General features: G+C 61.2%; 17 protein-coding genes and 1 tRNA gene. 8 read left to right on the forward strand and 10 right to left on the reverse strand.

What is annotated here, in order from left to right:
- Positions 1-31: 31 nt before the first annotated feature.
- Complete coding sequence (locus tag WHX55_RS12570; protein ID WP_353742744.1) at positions 32-1,678, reverse strand: APC family permease; 1,647 nt, start codon at positions 1,676-1,678, stop codon at positions 32-34.
- A 187-nt stretch (positions 1,679-1,865) separates the two neighbouring features.
- Between WHX55_RS12570 and WHX55_RS12575 the strand changes: the two genes are divergently transcribed.
- The 3 genes from WHX55_RS12575 (at position 1,866) to WHX55_RS12585 (ending at position 5,376) form a co-directional block, all read left to right on the forward strand.
- Positions 1,866-2,660 carry an AraC family transcriptional regulator gene (locus tag WHX55_RS12575; protein WP_353742745.1) on the forward strand — a complete coding sequence of 265 codons (795 nt, stop codon included), beginning with the start codon at positions 1,866-1,868 and terminating at the stop codon, positions 2,658-2,660.
- A gap of 76 nt (positions 2,661-2,736) precedes the next feature.
- Entirely contained in the window at positions 2,737-3,117 is a 381-nt protein-coding gene (locus WHX55_RS12580; RefSeq protein WP_150724167.1) for a RidA family protein, read from the forward strand.
- A gap of 270 nt (positions 3,118-3,387) precedes the next feature.
- The gene (locus tag WHX55_RS12585) at positions 3,388-5,376 is read left to right on the forward strand and encodes a U32 family peptidase (protein WP_353742746.1); all 1,989 of its coding nucleotides are present in this window, start codon (positions 3,388-3,390) and stop codon (positions 5,374-5,376) included.
- A gap of 41 nt (positions 5,377-5,417) precedes the next feature.
- Here WHX55_RS12585 and WHX55_RS12590 read toward each other — a convergent pair whose 3' ends face one another.
- Positions 5,418-5,960 carry a hypothetical protein gene (locus tag WHX55_RS12590; protein ID WP_353742747.1) on the reverse strand — a complete coding sequence of 181 codons (543 nt, stop codon included), beginning with the start codon at positions 5,958-5,960 and terminating at the stop codon, positions 5,418-5,420.
- Positions 5,961-6,125: 165 nt separating this feature from the next.
- Positions 6,126-6,554: a hypothetical protein gene (locus WHX55_RS12595; RefSeq protein WP_150724323.1), complete on the reverse strand. Its 429-nt coding sequence runs from the start codon at positions 6,552-6,554 to the stop codon at positions 6,126-6,128.
- Between the two features lie 321 nt (positions 6,555-6,875).
- Here WHX55_RS12595 and WHX55_RS12600 point away from each other — a divergent pair.
- Positions 6,876-6,950, forward strand: a tRNA-Gln gene (locus WHX55_RS12600).
- 99 nt (positions 6,951-7,049) lie between these two features.
- Here the strand turns inward: WHX55_RS12600 and WHX55_RS12605 are convergent.
- The gene (locus WHX55_RS12605; protein WP_353742748.1) at positions 7,050-7,712 is read right to left on the reverse strand and encodes a glutathione S-transferase family protein; all 663 of its coding nucleotides are present in this window, start codon (positions 7,710-7,712) and stop codon (positions 7,050-7,052) included.
- A gap of 157 nt (positions 7,713-7,869) precedes the next feature.
- Here WHX55_RS12605 and WHX55_RS12610 point away from each other — a divergent pair, with 157 nt between their 5' ends.
- Positions 7,870-8,802: a GlxA family transcriptional regulator gene (locus WHX55_RS12610; RefSeq protein WP_353742749.1), complete on the forward strand. Its 933-nt coding sequence runs from the start codon at positions 7,870-7,872 to the stop codon at positions 8,800-8,802.
- Between the two features lie 101 nt (positions 8,803-8,903).
- On the forward strand, positions 8,904-9,878 hold the full coding sequence (locus WHX55_RS12615; RefSeq protein WP_353742750.1) for a nitrilase-related carbon-nitrogen hydrolase: 975 nt from the start codon (positions 8,904-8,906) through the stop codon (positions 9,876-9,878).
- Between the two features lie 70 nt (positions 9,879-9,948).
- Here WHX55_RS12615 and WHX55_RS12620 read toward each other — a convergent pair whose 3' ends face one another.
- Positions 9,949-10,455, reverse strand: a complete 507-nt coding sequence (locus WHX55_RS12620) for a DoxX family protein (protein WP_353742751.1) — start codon at positions 10,453-10,455, stop codon at positions 9,949-9,951.
- A gap of 350 nt (positions 10,456-10,805) precedes the next feature.
- Here WHX55_RS12620 and WHX55_RS12625 point away from each other — a divergent pair, with 350 nt between their 5' ends.
- Entirely contained in the window at positions 10,806-12,308 is a 1,503-nt protein-coding gene (locus WHX55_RS12625; protein WP_353742752.1) for an aldehyde dehydrogenase family protein, read from the forward strand.
- A gap of 113 nt (positions 12,309-12,421) precedes the next feature.
- Here WHX55_RS12625 and WHX55_RS12630 read toward each other — a convergent pair whose 3' ends face one another.
- The 3 genes from WHX55_RS12630 to WHX55_RS12640 form a co-directional block, all read right to left on the reverse strand.
- On the reverse strand, positions 12,422-12,751 hold the full coding sequence (locus WHX55_RS12630; RefSeq protein ID WP_032829393.1) for a hypothetical protein: 330 nt from the start codon (positions 12,749-12,751) through the stop codon (positions 12,422-12,424).
- A gap of 522 nt (positions 12,752-13,273) precedes the next feature.
- Complete coding sequence (locus WHX55_RS12635) at positions 13,274-13,777, reverse strand: GNAT family N-acetyltransferase (protein ID WP_353742753.1); 504 nt, start codon at positions 13,775-13,777, stop codon at positions 13,274-13,276.
- A gap of 72 nt (positions 13,778-13,849) precedes the next feature.
- Positions 13,850-15,796 (reverse strand): DNA topoisomerase III, encoded by a 1,947-nt coding sequence (locus tag WHX55_RS12640; protein WP_353742754.1) that lies wholly within the window; start codon positions 15,794-15,796, stop codon positions 13,850-13,852.
- Positions 15,797-16,054: 258 nt separating this feature from the next.
- Between WHX55_RS12640 and WHX55_RS12645 the strand changes: the two genes are divergently transcribed.
- Positions 16,055-16,423, forward strand: a complete 369-nt coding sequence (locus WHX55_RS12645; protein WP_057715236.1) for a DUF427 domain-containing protein — start codon at positions 16,055-16,057, stop codon at positions 16,421-16,423.
- A gap of 54 nt (positions 16,424-16,477) precedes the next feature.
- Here WHX55_RS12645 and WHX55_RS12650 read toward each other — a convergent pair whose 3' ends face one another.
- Together WHX55_RS12650 and WHX55_RS12655 are read right to left on the reverse strand one after the other, a co-directional pair.
- Positions 16,478-18,100, reverse strand: a complete 1,623-nt coding sequence (locus tag WHX55_RS12650) for an MFS transporter (protein WP_353742755.1) — start codon at positions 18,098-18,100, stop codon at positions 16,478-16,480.
- Between the two features lie 154 nt (positions 18,101-18,254).
- Positions 18,255-19,904, reverse strand: a complete 1,650-nt coding sequence (locus WHX55_RS12655) for a GMC family oxidoreductase N-terminal domain-containing protein (protein ID WP_353742756.1) — start codon at positions 19,902-19,904, stop codon at positions 18,255-18,257.
- Positions 19,905-19,930: the final 26 nt, after the last annotated feature.

Below are 19,930 nucleotides of genomic sequence, written 5' to 3' on the forward strand. Positions count from 1 at the left end.
GAGGAACACGCAGGCTTTGCCGGCCTGAATTTCAGCGAGAGGTCTGGGCGGACACACCGATCGGACGCTGGCCTGTGGTAGTGCCGCTGTGAACAGGATCGGCTTCGCTTTCACCGTCCTCTTCTTCCAGGCGAACCAGATGCGCCGGCACGCCGGTGGCTGCGCCCCAGTAGTAGATGCCCATCGCGCAGGCCGCCACGACCACGGTGTCGAAAGGATGGGTCAGTACGCCCATGCCGCCGAAACTGCCGAGCCAGGACAGCACGATGGTCACGGCGTAGAAGCCGATCAGCCATGCCGAAGAACGCACTTGCTGGGCCAGGCTCAGGTGTTGGGTCGGCACGAAACGTCCGCACAGCAGGTACACCACGAACATCAGGATCTGCAGGCCGAGCAGCCAGGACACGGTGCTCCAGCCGGACCAGTAGACGATCAGCGCGGCGATGATGAACGACACCGGGCCGAGGACACCCATGCGCTTGACCTTGAACGGGCGCGGCATGTCCGGCGCATTGCGGCGCAGGGCGGCCACCGACACCGGGGCGACGGCGTAGCTCAATACCAGCGCGGCGGAGACCACGTTGATCAGGGCTTCCCAGGAAGGGAAGGGCAGGGTCCAGAACACCGACAGGGCGAAGGTCAGCCACAGCGCCGGACGCGGGATGCCGGACTTTTCGTCAATGCGGGTGAAGACCTTGAAGAAGGTGCCGGTTTGCGCCCAGCCGTAGATCACCCGCGGGGTGGCGTTCATGTAGATGTTGCCGCAACCGCTGGGGGAGATCACCGCGTCGGCCACCACCAGATACGCCAACCAGCCAACACCCAATGCCAGGGCGATGTCGCGGTATGGCAGGGCCAGTTCCTTGGCGACGCCGGCCCAACCGTTGGCGAGCATTTCGGTGGGCACGCCGCCGAGGAACGCCACTTGCAAAAACACATAGATGGCGGTGGAGAGCAGCACGGAGAGGATCAGGGCAATGGGAATGGTGCGTTGCGGATTCTTCACTTCGCTGGCCACCGAGATGATCGGCGTCAGCCCCAGGTAGGCGAAGATGATGCCGCCGGCGGACACCGCCATCTCGACACCTGACAGCCCGAACGGCATGAAGCCCTGGGACTGGAAGTTCTCCGGTTTGAAGAAGGTGAACAGCACGCCGATCACCAGCAATGGCACGATGAACTTGAACAGGCTGATCAGGTTGTTGGCCTTGGCGAAGGTTTTCACGCTGTAGTAGTTGAGCATGAAGAACAGGCACAGCAGGCCGAACTGCACCAGCCAGCCAAGCGCTGTTGGATTGCTGGAACCGGCCTGGGTCAATGCGGGAAACCATGCAGCGGCATACTGGCGCGCGGCGACCACTTCGATGGCCACCAGGCTGGAAAACGCGATCAGCGTGATGAAGCCCATCAGGTAGCCCAGCAGCGGGCCGTGGGAGTAAACCGGGTAGCGAATCACACCGCCGGCTCGGGGCAATGCGGCGCCGAGTTCACAGTAGACGATGCCCAAAAGCAGTACCGCAAAACCGCCCAGCAGCCAGGAAAAGATCCCCGCCGGTCCCGCAATGGCGGACACGTGACTGGCTGCGAACAACCAGCCGGAGCCGAAGATGGCACCCAGTCCGATAAACGTAAGGTCTATCAACGAAAGTTGTTTTTTGAACTTGCCTTGGCCTGACATGGCATCGCCTTCTTGTGAGTTATTGGATAGGCAGGTGTGCACTTCAAGACGCCCCGGTCGGTTTTGCCGAGGAGGGCGGTGGCCATAGAGTGAACTTGGCGGCTTACTCGCGATTGATGTTTTCCTTGGGTGTCGATGACGAAATCAGCACAATGGGCAGATGCCGATCATTGGGAGAAACAGGTAGATGACTCAGGATGCGTTTGCGCTGTTGTGCCAGGGCGACGACTCGAACCGCCCCGAATCCATCGAGCAACTGCTGGCAGGTGTCGCGCTTTTGCTGCCCATGCTCGACGTCATTCCGAATGCGGCGATCTTCATCAAGGATGTGCAGGCGCGTTATGTCATGGCCAACCGCACGCTGGTGCAACGCTGTGGTTTGAAGCAGCTGAAACCGCTGCTGGGGAAAACCAGCGCCGAGGTGTTTCCCGAGCAATTGGGGCCCGGTTACACCGAACAGGACCGGCGAGTGCTGGAGCAAGGTCTGGTGCTGGAAGACCAGTTGGAACTGCATCTGTACGGCAGCCGCGAGCCGGGCTGGTGCCTGACCCATAAGCGACCCTTGTATAACCGCCGCAATGAAATCATCGGTCTGGCGGGTATTTCGGTCGACCTGCAATCGGCCAGCGACACGCACCCGGCGTACCAGCGCCTGGCGGCAGTGGACGAGCACATTCGCGCGCATTTCAACCGGCGCGTCACCCTGGGCGAGTTGACGCGCATCGCCGGGATTTCAGTGGCGCAACTGGAACGCTACTGCAAGCGCGTGTTCCATTTGACGCCACGGCAAATGATCCAGAAGGTGCGTCTGGAGCACGCCCATCGACTGCTCCACACCGATCTGCCGATCACCGAGGTCGCCCTGCAATGCGGCTACACCGACCACAGTGCGTTCACCCGGCAGTTCAAGGCCTTGACCGGTTTCACCCCGCGCCAGTACCGCCAGGCCACCGGTCACGAGCAGCCGCCCGGGCTGGATTAGCGACGCGCTGCCAATGGCTCTGTAAACTGGCCGCGCAAAAGGCGCCAGCCTCATCACTTCAAGCAAGAGAGTCCTCATGGCAAACCACGACCTGACCTTTACCCCCGATCCCGATGCGGATTCGATTTCCTCCGACGTCGTCGGTTTCGGCGGTGTGCTGGTCTCCACCCAGATCCCCACCCGCGCCGACGGCAGCCTGGAACTGGGCGACATCACCCTGCAAAGCGAATGCACCCTGCAAGCGCTGAAGGTCGCGCTGGAGCGTGCCGGCAGTTCCATGGACCGCGTGATGCACCTGACCATCTACCTCACCGACATGGCCGACCGCGCCGCGTTCAACGAAGTCTACAAACGCTACTTCGCCAAGCCATGGCCGGTGCGCGCCGCTGTCGGGGTTGCCTCGTTGGCGGTTGAAGGCATGCGCGTGGAAGTGACCGCGATGGCGGCCAAGGGCTGATCTCAGCCAGGCATACACACAACTCTGTGGGAGCGGGCTCGATTTGTGGTCGACGCCGATCAAATGTGGGAGCGAGCCTGCTCGCGAAAGCGGCGTGTCAGTCACCATCAACTTTGACTGTTGTACCGTCTTCGCGAGCAGGCTCGCTCCTACAGGGGTTGAGGCAGGCCAGGCCTACCCGAAACGCCACCCGGCAGCATACGGGTGCCGGTCAGGCGTTTCGCCGCTACAATGCACGCCTCGACCGTGACAAGCCCGACTAAAAAAATTATGTCTTTGCCCAAACATCACCTGGAATTGCTCAGCCCTGCCCGCGATGTCGCCATCGCCCGCGAGGCCATCCTGCATGGCGCCGATGCCATTTACATCGGTGGCCCAAGCTTCGGCGCCCGCCACAACGCCTGCAACGAAGTGAGCGATATCGCCCAATTGGTGGAATTCGCCCGTCGCTACCACGCCCGGGTGTTCACCACCATCAATACCATCCTGCACGACAACGAACTGGAGCCGGCCCGCAAGCTGATCCACCAGTTGTACGACGCTGGCGTCGATGCGCTGATCGTCCAGGACCTGGGGGTGATGGAGCTGGACATTCCGCCGATCGAACTGCACGCCAGTACCCAGACCGACATACGCACCCTGGAGCGGGCGAAGTTCCTCGATCAGGCCGGTTTCTCGCAACTGGTGCTGGCCCGCGAGTTGAATCTCCAGGAGATCCGCGCCATCGCCGACGAAACCGACGCGGCCATCGAGTTCTTTATCCATGGCGCGTTGTGCGTGGCGTTTTCCGGTCAGTGCAACATTTCCCACGCGCAAACCGGGCGCAGCGCCAACCGTGGCGACTGCTCCCAGGCCTGCCGTCTGCCGTACACCCTCAAGGACGAAAAGGGTGGGGTGATCGCCTACGAAAAGCACCTGCTGTCGATGAAGGACAACAACCAGAGCGCCAACATCCGCGCCCTGGTCGAGGCCGGCGTGCGTTCGTTCAAGATCGAAGGTCGCTACAAGGACATGGGTTATGTGAAAAACATCACCGCCTACTACCGCCAGCGCCTCGACGCCGTACTCGAAGACCGCCCGGACCTGGCCCGTGCCTCCAGCGGCCGCACCGCGCACTTCTTCCTGCCCGACCCGGAAAAAACCTTCCACCGTGGCAGCACCGATTACTTTGTCACTGACCGCAAGATCGATATCGGCGCCTTTGACTCGCCGACCTTCACCGGTCTGCCGGTGGGTGTGGTCGAGAAAGTCGCCAAACGTGACATGCAGGTCGTGACGCACGAGCCGCTGTCCAACGGCGACGGCCTCAACGTGCTGGTCAAGCGTGAAGTGGTGGGTTTCCGCGCCAACATCGCCGAACCCAAAGGCGAATTCGAGGAGGACGGCGAGAAGCGTTATCGCTATCGCGTCGAGCCCAACGAGATGCCGGAAGGGATGTACAAGCTACGCCCCAACCATCCGCTGAATCGCAATCTCGATCACAACTGGCAACAGGCGCTGCAAAAGACCTCCGCCGAGCGTCGCATCGCACTGAGCTGGGTCGCTCGCCTGCGTGAAGAACAGCTGGAACTGACCGCTACCAGCGAAGAAGGCATCAGCGCCAGCGTCACCCTGGCGGGCCCGTTCGGCGCCGCCAACAAGCCGGAACAGGCGCTGGAGCAGTTGCAGGATCTGCTCGGCCAACTGGGTACCACGCAGTACCACGCCATCGACATCAAGCTGGACGCGCCGCAGGCGTACTTCATCCCGAACTCGCAGCTCAAGGCCTTGCGCCGTGAAGTGATCGAGGCCTTGACCGAAGCGCGGGTCGCCGCCCACCCGCGTGGCAGCCGCAAGGCCGAAACCACGCCGCCGCCGGTGTACCCGGAGTCGCACCTGTCGTTCCTGGCCAACGTCTACAACCAGAAGGCCCGGGACTTCTATCACCGCCACGGCGTCAAGCTGATCGACGCGGCCTACGAGGCCCACGAGGAAACCGGCGAGGTGCCGGTGATGATCACCAAGCACTGCCTGCGTTTCTCCTTCAACCTGTGCCCGAAACAGGCCAAGGGCGTGACCGGTGTACGCACCAAGGTCGCGCCGATGCAATTGATCCACGGCGATGAAGTGCTGACGCTGAAGTTCGACTGCAAGCCTTGTGAAATGCACATCATTGGCAAGATGAAAGGCCACATCCTCAACCTGCCGCAACCGGGCAGCGTGGTCGGTCACATCAGCCCCGAAGACCTGCTCAAGACCATCCCGCGCGCACCGCACTGAGTGACCGGTGAGCGCGCCGCAACGGCGCGCTCACCTGTTGTTCAATACCCTGTGAAGTTGAAGTAAGCGAATGCCACGACAACAGCCAGACCAATCGCCGCCACGGCTTTTATTCGTGCGGTTGCCTGGAATGGCGGCAGGGCTTCGCTCGACGCCTGCTCCTGGGGTTGCGTGTACGCGGCGGCGTCATGGCGGCGCTGCAGCATGGCCCTATAGGTGTAATGCAAGCCGATCAGCAGGGAAATGGCCAACAGGCCGAGGATCAGCCAACGTATGGTTGCCGGCTTTCCAGCGGCGGATTCGTTCATCTCTTCTTCACAGATAGCGCTCTCGAACTCCACGACAGAAATGGGCTGGTAGACCGTCGAGGGCCGCTGTGCATCACTGTGTCTGGCCGCCATTTGTTCCAGATCCAGTGCCTGATACTTCCAGAGCGTCGTCGATCCTTCCCGGCAATAGGTGAACGCAGAGGCGCTCGAAGCGCCGATGATGCACGCATCGTCGATGCCGAGTTTTTTCAGGGTTTCCATTGCGGAGCGTGTGAAGTCCATTTCCAGGACAGGAATGACGCCGGTGGCGGACACCGCGGTCGATACCAGCAGGCTCGCGATGGCACAGAGGGCTGATATTTTCAAAGTCGAGACTCCCTCGTTTTTTACAGGATTCTTGTTCTAAACGCGGAGTCTGCTTGAAACCTGCTTTTACTGAAGTCTAGACGCTGGTGGCAAACCTGGAGCTGGCGGTCGACACTATCCGCAGGTGTCGGCGACGGCCTTTTCAGCTCGTTTGAATTCCTGTTTGACGTCGGTGGGAATGCGTTGCTTTTTCAGTTCCTGACCGAGGAAGGGTTGTTCGCCTCGGGACTGGACCTCAGCGTCCTCGGCCGTTATCTGCGCCTCGATGGCAGCGGCGTGCTTGTCGATGACGGCATCGACCTCGGCTTCATTTTTGGCCGTATCGAGCGCTAAAACCAACTGGCCGGCCTCGGCTTTTTCGGCTTCGGCATAGGCTTCGACCGTCAACCCGGAGGCCAACGCTCGCGTCTGGGTTTCCAGGCGATTGAGATGCTCCCGGGCGGCCTTGCAGACCGCTTCCTGTCGCTGGCTCTGGATGTGTTCCCAGGTGTTCAACCCATAAATCGCGGTCCCGAGTACCAGAAGGGTTGCAGCGGCCCCCATTAATTTGCCTTTCACTTTTGGCGCCCTCAAATGGCAAGGGAAGGGTGTTGCATAAACGATTCCCGATTCAATTCGAGTAAAGAAAAGCGTAGCAGAGCTGTTCGGGCTGAATGTGCGCCGATAGCACCCCGAGATTCGGCTCAACACTAAGCGCCTGTTTTAATGAACAATTTTTTTTGTTGGGGCTTCCCAGACGAAGAAAATGTTGGTAAATTTGCGCCCACTCTTGCAGCGGCCCTCAGGGAGCCCGTCACGCAAGCAGGCAACAGGTCCTGTTGCCACTCAAGAAAGCGAGTGCCTGGCACTCATCGCAACAGATACAGGGGCGTCGCCAAGCGGTAAGGCAGCAGGTTTTGATCCTGCCATGCGTTGGTTCGAATCCAGCCGCCCCTGCCATTTTTTTATTCCTGCGTAATCAGATAACACTCGACCGGCGGTTATTATTCGTCGATTCGCTGGTTTTTTGCCTCCCGTTCCCCAGTCGTGCTGGTGCCACTACCGAAAGCGCTCCGGGATGGCCTCGGCAAACGGATACCAGGAAAAATACGGCCTGGCCTCGTCGATCACCCGCTTGACCGAGGGCCTTTGGGTCAGCCTGTCGAAATAAGCACCCAAGTGGCGATGATCGTCGGGAAAGGCTACGAGAGTGCTGGCGTAGAACAGCGCCGGGGCGGCGGCGCAATCGGCCATGCTGAACGCCGGGCTGGCGACCCAGGTTCTTGCCGTCAGCTGACGTTCAAGCATGCCGTACGCCGTCATCAGCGCGGCGCGTTCGCGGGTCAGGTCGCCATGGGCGGCATTCAGGCGGTCACTGACGATCTTCTGCATGGGCACCTGGACATGCAGGTCGAAAAAACGATCCCACAGACGGACTTCCAGCGCGGTTTCCCAATCGTCCGGAATCAGATGCGCCTGGCCGGGATGGAGCCGGTCCAGGTACTCAATGATCACACTCGACTCCGGCACATTCTTTTGCCGGGCGTGATCGCGCAGCACCGGAAACTTGCCGATCGGCCACAGCGCTTGAAGCTCGGCCCGGTCAGCCTCGTTGCCCAGGTCGATGACCCTTTTTTCAAATTCGATTTCCAGTTCATACAGAGCGATCAGTGCTTTGTGGCAGAACGACGAGAGCGGATGGAAATACAGAGTCAGTGACATCCTTCAATTCCTCGGTGAGATGGAAACCTCTTGATTATCCATCGCCATCCGCCAATGCGCGAGGTGCTCCACCCTGATGTCCGGCGCCTGTTGTTCGGGTTAGAGTACAAGTCTCTGGCCTGAACTTCAGGCATGCCACGTTTAGGGTCATATTGCCATGCACCAGATCGGACTCATTGTTTATCCCGGTTTCCAGGTTCTGGGCCTGGCCATGTGTGCCGCCTTCGAGTTGGCCAACAGCGCCGGTGACGAGCCGTTGTACCGCATTGCCTTGCTGTCCGAGCCGGGTGGCCTGGTGCAAACGTCCGCCGGTTTTGCTGTGCAGACCGAAGCGTTCGACCAGCGCGGGTTCGATACGCTGCTGGTCCTGGGCGACAACCTGATCCGCCCGACCACGCCGGGCATGCTGGAGTTTCTGCGCCGCGCCAGTCTCGGCACCCGGCGTCTGGGCTCGATTTGCACGGGGGCGATTGCCTTGGCGGAGGCCGGTTTGCTCGACGGTCGGCGGGCGACCACGCATTGGGCGCATGTGCCGGCCTTTCGCAAGGCGTACCCGAACGTGAAAGTCGAGGAAGACCGGATCTTCATCAACGATGGCCACCTGTGGACGGCGGCGGGCATGAGCGCGTGCGTGGACCTGGCTTTGGCGCTGGTGGAGAAGGACCTGGGTGCCGACATTGCACGCAAGGTCGCGCGGCAATTGGTGGTGTACCACCGGCGTTCCGGCGGGCAGTCGCAGTTTTCGGTGATGCTGGAACTGGCACCCAAGACCGACCGGATACAGGCCGCGCTGAGTTACGCCAAGCAGAATCTCAAGTCCGCACTGTCGGTCGAGGAACTGGCCAGCGCGGCCAATCTCAGCCCTCGGCAATTCAGCCGGGTGTTTCATGCCGAAACCGGCCAGTCTCCGGCCAAGGCCATCGAAAACCTGCGGGTCGAGTCGGCCCGGTTGATGATGGAAACCGGACGGCACTCCATCGATGTGGTGGCGACGGACACTGGTTTTGGGGATCGGGAGCGTATGCGTCGCGCGTTTATTCGCGCGTTCGGGCAGCCGCCACAGGTGATTCAGCGTGCCAGTCGGGGCTGAGTCGTGATGTCCTGAAAGGTGGTGTATACGACATTCAAGCCTTTTTATTATCTGCGTAATCTTGATCTCGTTGAAACGTATCCCTCAATGAGATCACCGCCATGTCCCTCGTCAAAGCCGCCGCCGTACAAATCAGCCCTGTTCTTTACAGCCGTGAAGGCACCGTCGACAAAGTGGTGCAGAAGATTCTCGAACTCGGCGAGCAGGGCGTGCAATTCGCCGTGTTCCCGGAAACCGTCGTGCCGTACTACCCGTACTTTTCCTACGTGCAGTCGCCGTTCGAAATGGCCGCCGAACACCTCAAGCTGCTGGACCAGGCGGTCACCGTGCCTTCGGCCGCCACCGATGCCATCGGCGCTGCGGCCAGGCAAGCGGGCATGGTCGTGTCCATCGGCGTCAACGAGCGCGATGGCGGCACGCTGTACAACACGCAGTTGCTGTTCGATGCCGACGGCTCGCTGATCCAGCGTCGCCGCAAGATTTCCCCGACCTACCACGAGCGCATGATCTGGGGCATGGGCGACGGCTCCGGTCTGCGTGCCGTCGACAGCGCGGTAGGGCGCATCGGGCAACTGGCCTGCTGGGAGCATTTCAACCCGCTGGCCCGTTATGCCTTGATGGCCGATGGCGAACAGATCCATGCGGCGATGTACCCGGGGTCGTTTGCAGGTCCGTTGTTCGCCTCGCAAATGGAAGTCAGCATTCGCCAGCATGCCCTGGAGGCCGCGTGCTTTGTGGTGAACTCCACGGCGTGGCTGTACCCAGAGCAACAGGCGCAAATCATGGCCGACACCGGTTGCGCCATCGGCCCGATTTCCGGCGGTTGCTATACCGCGATCATCAGCCCGGATGGCACGGTCCTGGGTTCGTTGCAGGAAGGTGAGGGCGAGGTGATCGCTGATCTCGACATGGGCCTGATCGACAAGCGCAAACGCATGATGGATTCCCGCGGCCACTACAGCCGCCCGGAACTGCTGAGCCTGCTGATCGACCGCACCCCGCAATCCCATGTGCATGAACGCAGCGCGCATCCGAAGTTGGCCGAACAGACCGGGCTGGAGGAAGTGATGGGTTAGTTCCGGGCAAAAAAAAACAGGGGACTTCATGGAAGTCCCCTTTTTGTTTGTCGGTGTTGCAGCTTTCGTTTCAGCGACGCCAGATGAAACGCGCCAGCAGCGCATCGATGCTGAACTTGCCGGCACCCGACAGCAGCAGCGGGGTGAGGGCCACAAGGTAGATCAAGGGTAGCTTGAAGTTGCCGTAACCCTTGTTGCTGATGGCATAGCCTTGGGCGAGTTCACTGAGGGTGTGCCAGTCGGCGGGCCAGTGGACGGCGGCGGTTGCGACGAGGGTCACCACCATCAGGCTCAGCGCCGAAAAACGTGTGCCCAGGCCCACCAGCAGAGTCAAGGCGAAGATCAGTTCGGCCCACATCGACAGTTCCCAGTTCAGCGTCGCTGGAAGGCGGTCGAACGGAAACGGGAAGCGCGCCTGGATATCGGCGAACCAGTTCTGTCCGTTGAATTTTTCCAGGCCGGACTCGAGGAATTCCCAGGCGAGGAACACCCGCAACGCCAGGGGGGCAACCCAGTCGCCAGCACGGTCGAGGTTCAGGTGCAGGCCTTTGACGGCCGAAGAAATGGAGGTGCTCATGGACGTTGCTCTCTTTCAGGTCAGGGCGGCGGGGCAACGGCATGCCCCGTGAGTTGAGCGCTTTGATCGGCGTGGCCAATCGACAGGCGTATTTCATCAATGGGGTGTATCTGCGGTGTGTCGTTGTGGCGGGGTTTTGAGTGCGGGGTGTGTCTGGGGCGGGGTTGTATACATTGAGATACGTAACCGGTACCCCTGTGGGAGCGAACCTGCTCCGGGCGGCGATCCGACGATGGCGGAGTGTCAGGCTGCAGCTATGTTGGATGTGCGGGCCTCTTCGCGAGCAGGCTCGCTCCCACAGGGAAATTGCTATACATTTTCCGGCCGCCCACTGCATGGTGAACCGCTTCATGTCCCTCGCGCTCGAACGTCTAGTCGCTGGCACGCCAATCCCTTTCGCCGGTAATCGTGTCACGGTCGTCAGCCCCGAACTGGCGCAACGCTTCCAGCCCGGTGACCACCTGTTGGTGGAGCAGGTCAGTGGTGAGTTGCTGTTGATCCCCGTGGCGGACCAGCAAGCGGCCAACGTTGCGATCGAGCGCGCCCAGGCGGCATTCACCGCGCTGTCGGCGGTGTCTGACCAGGCGATCAGCGCCTTCTTCGACCTGTTTGCCCAACGCCTGGAAACCCCGGAGTGCTGGGCCTTGATCGAAGCCGCCAACCTGGCCGACATCGAACGGGCCAAGGCGCGCGGTCGCTCGACCACCCGGTTGCTGGCCGATGAGCGCATGCGTCGCGACATGATCGCCGGCCTGCGCGCGTGGCGTGATGCAGCGGCCAGCCGTGGCAAGGTGATCAGTTGCGTCGAGCACGATGGCTGGAAAGTCGAGCAAGTAGTCTCGCCGCTGGGCATCGTCGCGTTCGTCTTCGAAGGCCGACCGAATGTGTTTGCCGATGCGGCCGGTGTATTGCGCACCGGCAACACCGCCGTGCTGCGGATCGGCAGTGATGCGTTGGGTACGGCCCAGGCGATCGTCACCCATGCACTGAACCCTGCGCTGAGCGACGCCGGCTTGCCGGCCGGTGCGGTGTCGCTGGTGGAAAGTGTCAACCACGCCGCCGGTTGGGCGATGTTCGCTGACCGGCGCCTGTCATTGGCGGTGGCCCGTGGTTCGGGTCGCGCCGTCAGCCAGTTGGGCAGCATCGCCCAGCAGGCCGGCACGGCGGTCAGCCTGCACGGCACCGGTGGCGCGTGGCTGATCGCCAACGCCGATGCCGACGCCAAGCGTTTTGCCGCCGTGGTGCGCAACTCCCTGGACCGCAAAGTCTGCAACACCCTGAACGTCTGCCTGATTCATCGCGACCGCGCCGCTGAACTGGTGCCGCTGTTCCTCGACGCACTCAAACAGGCCGGCACCGCACGGGGGCAGGGTTGCAAGCTGCACATCGTCGAAGGCAGCGAGCCGCACCTGCCGCAGGACTGGCTGGCTGCAACGGTCGAGGTGTACCGCGCCGAAGGCTATCAGAGCGAGGCACAGGCCGAGCCGTTGCCGGAAGATCAATTGGGCCGTGAGTGGGAGTGGGAAGAAACTCCGGAAGTCAGCCTGAAAATCGTCGACAACCTGGACGGTGCCATTGCCTTGTTCAATCGCTACAGCCCGCAATTCACGGTGTCCTTGATCAGTGAAAGTGCCGAGGCCCAGGAGCGTTTCTACAACGCGGTCAACGCGCCTTTTGTCGGCAACGGCATCACCCGTTGGGTCGACGGCCAGTACGCGCTGAACAAGCCGGAACTGGGGCTTTCGAACTGGGAGAGCGGGCGCCTGTTTGCTCGCAGTGCGATTCTCTCCGGTGATGGCGTGTTCACCATTCGTAGCCGCATGACCCAGGTCGAACTGGGCGTCAAGCGCTGAACCTTGTGGGAGCAGGCTCGCTCCCACATCTGGTTTTCGTTCCGGCATAAAAAAACCTGCTCCTTATCGGGAGCAGGCCTTGTTTATCTATAACTCAGTAATGACTCATTCAATTAGTAGAACCGGTCAATCACCCGAACTTCGTTCTGATTCTGCATCGAGGCCCAGGCCTGTTTCAGGGTTTGCAGAACATTACCGATGAAGTCCTTGTCGGCCGCGGCCTTCTTGCCGACATAGCCCTGGCCGCGACGGTACATCTTCAGTCGGGCCAGCAGGTTCTGGTTGTTCTGGTCGAACTCTGCTTCATGGGCGTGCGGCGACAGGCAGTCGATATGAACCTGGCCACACTTGCTGATCCAGAGAATATGGTTGTCGTGGCTGTCTTTCTTTGCAGCGAAGATACGAGCCAGTTCATCGATAGTTGGTTGATTGTTCAGATTCATCATAAAGCCCCTTGACCAATTGGTGATCTTTCAAAGTTGGTTCGCTAATACAGGTAGCCCATCGGTTAGTTGATCCCTGGCACCGAAACCAGGACGTCAGCGTTCGACCGCCTTATCGGGCGGGGTCCTGCGTCTGTTGCATGTAGTCGTGTTGAATAACTGCTACGCAATAGCGTCACAACGAAGAGAAGCGGCGAAAACCTTAAGGCCACTGCCGACGTTTTCAGGGTCGGCCACAAGCATCATGAGGATTGCTCGCCAAGTCTTCTCGCCCTTGTACTGGACGTTCAGGCCAGGTCAGCTTCTTCAATCTGCCTTGTGGGCAGCGTGTATCCGGGAAAAACAGCTCGGCGGTCAGACGAGCTTGCTCAAACGTGTTGCCTGTACTCCCGATCGGGGAGACGTCTGCATCATGCAAGGGCAAATCGGAGGCGTCAACGGTTTTGTAGTGAATATTTTCAGTCACTACATATTGTCGGACAAAGCTGTTGGGAATTAGCGTGGGGGGCGAGGTCGTGTCGGTCAGGACGACAAAGGCGGACACTCAAAGCGGTAAAAAGTGCAGGGATAACGGTCAACCACCTGCTGATGCAAGGTGAGCCCGCCAACGTTGAGCCCCGGCATCACGGCGGCCCAGAACAGGCGCGCCGGCCGGTTCGCCTCGATGTGGAAAATCTGCCATTGACCGGGGAATTGACTCAAGAGGGTGGAAATGACAAATCGCGCGACACCCTGGCCACGGAAGCGTCGGCTGACAAACAGATAGCCGATGTTGTAGTCGGCACCGGGTAGATGGACCTGGTTATCCACGGTGACGAAGCCGGCCAGTTCACCGTCGACCTTGATCAGGAATGGCCGGGTGGCCGGGTTTCGCCAGTAGTCGGGCATGGGCAGGATGTTGAACAAACCGTATTCGCCCAGTTTCAGCGGCAACCATTCGCTGAAGTCGTAGGTGTAGAACTGCATCAGGTTCTCGATGGTTTCCAGTTCATCGCGTTCGGCGGCGTGCAGTTCTATCGAAGGCATGCGGGTTGGCTCCAGTTACGCCGGGACAGGGACACCGTTCATTATGGTTGCCCACAGGGTTCGGTGCCGGGTTCAGGTTTTGCTTGCCGGCTTTGCCCTGCGCTTGGTGCCGCTTGCTGGTTTGCGCGGGGCGGCTTTTCGTTTTTTCTTCCATGGGGCTGCGGCGGAGCCACCGGGCGGTGGGCCGCTGATGGTCAGGCTCAGCCCGGCACAGCGACTGACCTGTTTGCTCATCCACGCCGCCTGTTTGGTGACGAACTCTTCCAGGCTCATTTCCCCGCTTTGCACCATGTCCAGGGCCTGTTCCCAGATCGCCGTGGTGCCCGGATCGGCGATGGCCCGTGGTACGGCGTCGATCAGGCTGAACGCGGCCGGCGTGGCGGCCAGGGCCTTGCCGTTCTTGACCAGATAACCACGATCGAGCAGGCCCTGGATGATCGACGCGCGGGTCGCTTCGGTGCCGATGCCCGTGGTGTCCTTGAGTTTTTGCTTGAGCAGCGGGTCTTGCACCAGTTTGGCGACATTCTTCATGGCTTTGATCAAATCGCCTTCCGTGAACGGCTTTGGCGGTTGCGTCCACAGGTCCTTGAATTGCACGCCGGCCACTGCGCAATCGATGCCTTCGGCCAGGTTGGGCAGAGTCTGCGGCGCCGGGGCTTCGCGCCCCTTGGCCGGAGCCAGTGCTTCGGGCAGGGCGCGCTTCCAGCCCGGCTCGATGATCTGCTTTCCGACAGCGCGCAGGGCCTCGCCGGCGCAGTCGAAGTCGGCCTGGGTGCGGTCGTATTCGTGATTGGGCAGGAACTGCGCCAGGTATCGCGCGCGGATCAGGGTGTAGACCGCACGCTGTTTGCCCGCCAGCTTGTCGAGATTCTTCGCCGCGGCGGTGGGGATGATGCCGTGGTGCGCGCTGACCTTGGCATCGTTCCAGGCCCGTGAGCGCCGTTGCGGATCAAGGTGATCGTGCAAGACGTTCAACGCTGGATCGGCCTGGCGCAACGCCGCCAGAATGGCCGGTGCCTCGCTGTGCTGACTCAGGGGCAAGTAGCCGCAATCACTGCGCGGATAGGTAATGACCTTGTGGGTTTCGTACAGCGCCTGGGCGATGTCGAGGGTTTCCTGGGCGCCGAGGCCGAGCTTCTTCGAGCAGACCTCCTGCAGGGTGCCCAGGTCGAACGGCAGCGGGGCCACTTCGCGCATCCGTTCGGTGCGCAGTTTGATCACCCGCGCACTGGCCGCGCCACTCATGGCGGCGGCCGCCTGTTGTGCCAATGCCTGATTCAGGCAGCGGTCCTGATCGTCGCAAAGCTCCGATGCCGCGCGCCATTGCGCAGTGAACGCGGTGCCGTTGTGCAGCAGCTGCACGTCGATGGCCCAATAGGGGACGGGCACAAAGTCGGTGATGCTGCGATCGCGATCCACCACCAGGCGCAAGGTCGGCGTTTGCACCCGGCCGACCGGCAACACGCCTTGATAGCCGGACTGACGCCCCAGCAGGGTGAACAGTCGACTCATGTTCATGCCGATCAGCCAGTCGGCCCGGGAACGCCCCAGGGCCGAGTGATAGAGGCTGAAGGTCTCGTTCCCCGGTTTGAGGGCCGCGAGGGCCTTGCGGATGGACGCATCGTCCAGCGCCGACAACCAGAGGCGGCGGATCGGCCCGCGATAGCGGCAATGCTCCACCAGTTCCCGGGCGATCATCTCGCCCTCGCGGTCGGCGTCCGTGGCGATGATCAGTTCGGACGCTTCGCCGAGCAGGCGCTTGACCGCCTTGTACTGGCTGGCGGTGCGCGGCTTGACGGTCATTTTCCATTTTTCGGGAATGATCGGCAGGTCGGCCAGCACCCAGCGCTTGTAGCGCGCGTCGTAGGCATCCGGCGGTGCGGTTTCCAGCAGGTGGCCGATGCACCAGGTCACCGTGACGTCCGTTCCCAGCCAGCAGCCATCGCCCCGGCGCCGGGCGCCGAGGACTGCCGCAATGTCTTTGGCCTGGGAAGGTTTTTCACAGAGGTACAGCCGCATAACCACCATCGTCGATCAATGTGCCAAGGGTGCACAGAATGGCGCTTGATGGACGATGGAGCAATCTTTATCTGTATGGATGTACAGCTTTGTGTGTCGCTCCCGTTCGGCTGCGAAGCCGTCGCGAGGGTAAAACTTGGGTTATACCTGATAAACCGAGGTCTCAGGTTTTGGGGCTGCTGCGCAGCCCATCGCGGGTAAGCCACGCTCCCACATCATCGATTTGCAGGTCCATCACCGTCATGAGGAACGTTTTCCATGAAAAGCTCCGGTCCTAGCCCTGTCATCACCATCGCCGAGCAGCCTGGCTGTCTGCTGGTGAAATTTCACGGTATTCAAGTAGCCGCCTCGGCACGGGCCCTGGTGTTGCTGGAGGCCAATTACCCGCCGGTGTACTACGTGCCGCGAGAGGACATCGACGAGAAGTATTTCGCCCGCACCGACCACACCAGCTATTGCCCGTACAAGGGCGATGCCAGCTATTTCAGCCTGCAGGTGCCGGGGCATGAAAGCGCCAATGCGGTGTGGAGTTATGAAGATCCCAAGGTGTCGGTGGAACAAATCCGTGGATACCTGGCGTTCTACCCGGATCAAGTGAAGTTCGAGTTGCTTGATGCCGAGGTCTGATCGGGGTTGATCGTCGCGACGAGGGAGCCAACTCCCTCGTCGCCATGCATTACCTCAGTTCTTGTCGAGATCCACGTTGCGTGTCTCACGCAGACAAATCATCCCCACCACCAGGCTCACCCCGGTGATCACCACCGGATACCACAGCCCGTAGAAGATGTCCCCGGTGTACACCACCAACGCGAACGACACGGTCGGCAGGAAGCCGCCGAACCAGCCGTTGCCGATGTGGTAGGGCAGGGACATCGAGGTGTAGCGGATGCGGGTCGGGAACAGTTCGACCATCAACGCCGCCAGCGGGCCGTAGCACATCGCGGAGATGATGATCAGCGCGACGATCAGCGCCACGATTATCGGCTTGTTGATCTGCTGCATGTCCGCCTGTTTCGGGTAACCGGCGAGGGTCACGGCACCGCGCAAGGCGGCTTCGTCGAAACCATCGATCTTCATGTCACCGACGCTGACCTGCACGTCACTGCCGGCCGGGGCCGCTGCGCTCTGGTACGGCAGGCCCTGCTTGACCAGGAAGGTCTTGACCTTGTCGCACGGGCTGTCGAATTTCGCCTTGCCCACCGGGTCGAACTGGAAGGTGCAGGTGGCCGGGTCGGCCATCACGGTGATCGGTGCCTGGCGACTGGCCTGGTCGATGGCCGGGTTGGCGTAGTGGGCCAGGGTCTTGAAGATCGGGAAGTACAGCGCGGTGGCCAGCAGCAGGCCGATCATCAGCACCGGTTTGCGTCCGACCTTGTCCGACAGCCAGCCAAAGAAGATGAAGAACGGCGCGCCAATGGTCACGCTGACAATCAGCAGACCGTTGGCCACCGCCGGGTCCATTTTCAGGAACTGGGTGAGGAAGAACAGCACATAGAATTGCGCGGCGTAGAAGGTCACCGCTTGCCCGGCGTTGATGCTGAACAGAGCGATCAACACCACCTTGAGGTTTTCCCATTTGCCGAAGGAGTCGCGAATCGGCTGTTTGCACAGCTTGCCTTCTTCTTTCATTTTCACGAAGGCCGGCGACTCGTGCAGGCTCATGCGAATCCAGGTCGAGATGCCCAGCAGCACGATGGAAAACAGGAACGGAATGCGCCAGCCCCAGACTTCGAACTGATCGCCGGTGAAGTAGCGGCAACCCAGCACCACCAGCAACGAGAGCAGCAGGCCAAGGGTCGCGGTGGACTGAATCCAGCTGGTGTGGAAGCCCCGCTTGCCGACGGGCGCGTGCTCGGCGACATAGGTCGCGGCGCCGCCGTATTCACCGCCCAGGGCCAGGCCCTGGAGCATGCGCAGTACCACCAGGATGATCGGCGCGGCGATGCCGATGCTGGCGTAGGTCGGCAGCAATCCGACGCAGAACGTCGCCAGGCCCATGAGGACGATGGTGGCGAGGAAGGTGTACTTGCGCCCGATCATGTCCCCCAACCGCCCGAACACCAGCGCGCCGAACGGCCGGACGATGAAGCCGGCGGCGAAGGCCATCAGGGCAAAGATAAACGCCGTGGTGTCGTTGACCCCGGCGAAGAACTGCTTGCTGATCACCGCCGCGAGGGCGCCGTAGAGGAAAAAGTCATACCACTCGAAGACCGTCCCGAGGGACGAGGCGAAGATGACTTTCTGGGTTTCCTGGCTGGTGCCCGCGCTGCGCACGGCTTCCAGGGTTTGAACGTTTTCTGACATACCGGTATCCCTCACAGTGATTGTTTTTGTTGTTCCACTGGTGTTGCGTGTTCCATTTCAGGGGTAATGCTCGATGTCCGTGAATCTAATGCGGTCATTGTAGGAGCGAGCCTGCTCGCGATGGCGGTGGGTCAATCAACGAAGATGTTGACTGTCATTCCGTCATCGCGAGCAGGCTCGCTCCTACAGGGATTGTGTTTGAAGCGGAGTTGAGGATCATCTGCGCAGCCTTCTCGGCAATCATCAGCGTTGGCGAGCAGGTGTTGCCCGAGGTGATGCGCGGCATGATCGAGGCATCGGCAATGCGCAGGCCGGGGATGCCATGGACCTTGAGTTGCGCATCGACCACGGCGTCGGCGTCATTGCCCATGCGGCAGGTGCCCACCGGATGGAAAATCGTAGTGCCGATCCGCGCGGCGGCTTCGTGCAACTGTTCTTCGCTTCGCAGGCTGTCGCCGGGCAGGTATTCCACCGGATTGAAGGCGCGCAGGGCCGGCGCGGCGACGATGCGCCGGGTCAGGCGAATGGCGTCGGCGGCGACCCGCAGGTCCTCCGGATGGCTCAAGTAATTGGGTTGGATCAGCGGGGCTTCTTGCGGATCGGCCGAGCGGATGTCCACCCGGCCACGGCTTTGCGGGCGCAAATCGCAGACCGATGCGGTGAACGCCGGGAACGCATGCAGCGGTTCGCCAAAGCGCTCCAGCGACAGCGGTTGCACGTGGTATTCGAGGTTGGCTGAAGTCTGCTCCGGCCCCGAGCGGGCAAAGGCGCCCAACTGGCTCGGCGCCATGGACAGCGGGCCACTGCGGTCATACAGGTAGCGCAGACCCATGCCCATCTTGCCCCACAGGCTGCCGGCAATCTGGTTCAAGGTGCGGGCATTTTCCAGCTTGTAGATCAGCCGCAGTTGCAGGTGATCCTGCAGGTTGCCACCGACGCCGGGTAGCTCATGGGCGACGCCAATGCCCAGCCGCTCCAGCAGTGGACGCGGGCCGATGCCGGAGCGTTGCAGGATGCTGGGCGAACCGACGGAGCCGGCACACAGGACGATTTCCTTGCGCGCCTTGAAGGTTTTCGCCTGGCCTTGCCAGCGGGCGCTGATCGCCGATGCGCGACCATTGTCCAGCAGCACGCGGTCGACTTCGACAGCGGTCAGCACGGTGAGATTGGGACGCTGACGAATGGGTTTGAGAAAGGCCTTGGACGCGTTCCAGCGGATGCCGGCCTTCTGATTGACCTGGAAATAGCCGCAACCTTCGTTGTCGCCCTGGTTGAAGTCATCGATGCTGGCAATGCCGCTTTGTTCGGCGGCACTGCGGAACGCATCGAGAATAGGCCATGACAGGCGCTGGCGTTCGACCCGCCATTCGCCCGCGGCGCCGTGAAATTCGGCGGCGCCGGCAAAGTGGTTTTCACTCTGCTTGAACAGCGGCAACACCTCTTGCCAGCTCCAGCCAGGGTTGCCGTCGGCGGCCCAGCGGTCGTAGTCGCCGGCCTGGCCGCGCATGTAGATCATGCCGTTGATCGAGGAGCAGCCACCCAGCACCTTACCGCGCGGGTAGCTCAGGGCGCGACCTTGCAGGCCCGGTTGCGCTTCGGTCTTGAAGCACCAGTCGGTGCGCGGGTTGCCGATGCAGAACAGGTAACCCACGGGGATGTGAATCCACGCATAGTTGTCGCGGCCACCGGCCTCGAGCAGCAACACGCGATGTTGCGGATTGGCCGATAGTCGATTGGCCAGCAGACATCCGGCCGGCCCGGCCCCGACCACGATGTAATCGTATTCATCAAGGGAAGTCTGCATCCCTGACCTCGCGTTGTTGTTCTTGT

The sequence above is a fragment of the Pseudomonas fluorescens genome, from assembly GCF_040448305.1.
Lineage (GTDB): Bacteria > Pseudomonadota > Gammaproteobacteria > Pseudomonadales > Pseudomonadaceae > Aquipseudomonas > Aquipseudomonas fluorescens_BH.

Excerpts from the sequence above, each read along its gene's own strand:
- WHX55_RS12595 (WP_150724323.1), bottom strand. The coding sequence starts at position 6,554 with ATGGGGGCCGCTGCAACCCTTCTGGTACTCGGGACCGCGATTTATGGG.
- WHX55_RS12570 (WP_353742744.1), bottom strand. The coding sequence starts at position 1,678 with ATGTCAGGCCAAGGCAAGTTCAAAAAACAACTTTCGTTGATAGACCTT.
- WHX55_RS12645 (WP_057715236.1), top strand. The coding sequence starts at position 16,055 with ATGAAAAGCTCCGGTCCTAGCCCTGTCATCACCATCGCCGAGCAGCCT.
- WHX55_RS12640 (WP_353742754.1), bottom strand. The coding sequence starts at position 15,796 with ATGCGGCTGTACCTCTGTGAAAAACCTTCCCAGGCCAAAGACATTGCG.
- WHX55_RS12605 (WP_353742748.1), bottom strand. The coding sequence starts at position 7,712 with ATGTCACTGACTCTGTATTTCCATCCGCTCTCGTCGTTCTGCCACAAA.
- WHX55_RS12620 (WP_353742751.1), bottom strand. The coding sequence starts at position 10,455 with ATGAGCACCTCCATTTCTTCGGCCGTCAAAGGCCTGCACCTGAACCTC.
- WHX55_RS12625 (WP_353742752.1), top strand. The coding sequence starts at position 10,806 with ATGTCCCTCGCGCTCGAACGTCTAGTCGCTGGCACGCCAATCCCTTTC.
- WHX55_RS12655 (WP_353742756.1), bottom strand. The coding sequence starts at position 19,904 with ATGCAGACTTCCCTTGATGAATACGATTACATCGTGGTCGGGGCCGGG.
- WHX55_RS12585 (WP_353742746.1), top strand. The coding sequence starts at position 3,388 with ATGTCTTTGCCCAAACATCACCTGGAATTGCTCAGCCCTGCCCGCGAT.
- WHX55_RS12575 (WP_353742745.1), top strand. The coding sequence starts at position 1,866 with ATGACTCAGGATGCGTTTGCGCTGTTGTGCCAGGGCGACGACTCGAAC.
- WHX55_RS12615 (WP_353742750.1), top strand. The coding sequence starts at position 8,904 with ATGTCCCTCGTCAAAGCCGCCGCCGTACAAATCAGCCCTGTTCTTTAC.
- WHX55_RS12630 (WP_032829393.1), bottom strand. The coding sequence starts at position 12,751 with ATGAATCTGAACAATCAACCAACTATCGATGAACTGGCTCGTATCTTC.
- WHX55_RS12635 (WP_353742753.1), bottom strand. The coding sequence starts at position 13,777 with ATGCCTTCGATAGAACTGCACGCCGCCGAACGCGATGAACTGGAAACC.
- WHX55_RS12580 (WP_150724167.1), top strand. The coding sequence starts at position 2,737 with ATGGCAAACCACGACCTGACCTTTACCCCCGATCCCGATGCGGATTCG.
- WHX55_RS12610 (WP_353742749.1), top strand. The coding sequence starts at position 7,870 with ATGCACCAGATCGGACTCATTGTTTATCCCGGTTTCCAGGTTCTGGGC.
- WHX55_RS12650 (WP_353742755.1), bottom strand. The coding sequence starts at position 18,100 with ATGTCAGAAAACGTTCAAACCCTGGAAGCCGTGCGCAGCGCGGGCACC.